The organism is Arthrobacter hankyongi (assembly GCF_022012395.1).
Lineage (GTDB): Bacteria > Actinomycetota > Actinomycetes > Actinomycetales > Micrococcaceae > Crystallibacter > Crystallibacter hankyongi.
Genome location: NZ_JAKLTQ010000053.1, coordinates 1 through 998 on the forward strand (window position 1 = coordinate 1; position 998 = coordinate 998).

Here is a 998-nt window from a genome sequence, read left to right on the forward strand (position 1 = left end):
TGCCGGAGTCCCCGATGCCCTCGGCGATGTGGGCCAGGGCCGCGGGCAGTTCCCGGCCCTTTTTGCGCATCGCGGTGGCCCAGAGCCGGCCGGCCCGGTAGGAGGAGCGGACCAGGGGCCCGCTCATCACGCCCAGGAAGCCGAGCTGTTCGGCCTCGTCGCGCAGCTCGACGAACTCGGCCGGCTTGACCCAGCGCTCGACCGGGTGGTGGCGTTCGGTCGGGCGCAGGTACTGGGTGATGGTGATCAGGTCGCAGCCGGCCGCGTGCAGGTCGGCCAGCGCCGCGGAGATCTCCGCCCGGGTCTCGCCCATGCCCAGGATCAGGTTGGACTTGGTGACCATGCCCGCCGCCCGGCCCTGGCTGATCACGTCCAGGGACCGTTCGTAGCGGAAGGCCGGGCGGATGCTCTTGAAGATCCGCGGCACGGTCTCCACGTTGTGCGCGAACACCTCCGGGGCCGCCTCGCAGATCGCGGCGATGTGCTCGGGCCGGCCGGAGAAGTCCGGGATCAGGATCTCCACCCCGGTGCCCGGGTTCAGGTCCTTGACCCGGCGGACCGTCTCGGCGTACAGCCAGGCGCCCTCGTCGGGCAGGTCGTCCCGGGCCACGCCGGTGATGGTGGCGTAGCGCAGGTTCATCTGCTGCACGGAGCGGGCGACCTTCTGCGGTTCGGTGGGATCCAGCGGGGCGGGCCTGCCGGTGTCGATCTGGCAGAAGTCGCAGCGCCGGGTGCATTCGGAGCCGCCGATCAGGAACGTGGCCTCGCGGTCCTCCCAGCACTCGAAGATGTTCGGGCAGCCGGCCTCCTCGCAGACCGTGTGCAGGCCCTCGGACCGGACCAGGTTCTTCATCCCCACGTACTCCGGGCCGATGTTCACCTTGGCCTTGATCCACTCCGGCTTGCGTTCGACCGGGGTGGCCGCGTTGCGGGCCTCGATGCGCAGCATCCGCCGGCCTTCGGGCGCGAGCGTCACAGCAGTACTCCTTCATGGGCGG

Annotated in this window: 1 protein-coding gene; it reads right to left on the minus strand. The window is 70.6% G+C overall.

The features are described from left to right. Positions 1-976, minus strand: a 976-nt coding sequence (gene lipA / locus LVY72_RS24085) for a lipoyl synthase (RefSeq protein WP_237827470.1), incomplete at its 3' end; no start/stop codon positions are given. Positions 977-998 lie beyond the last annotated feature (22 nt).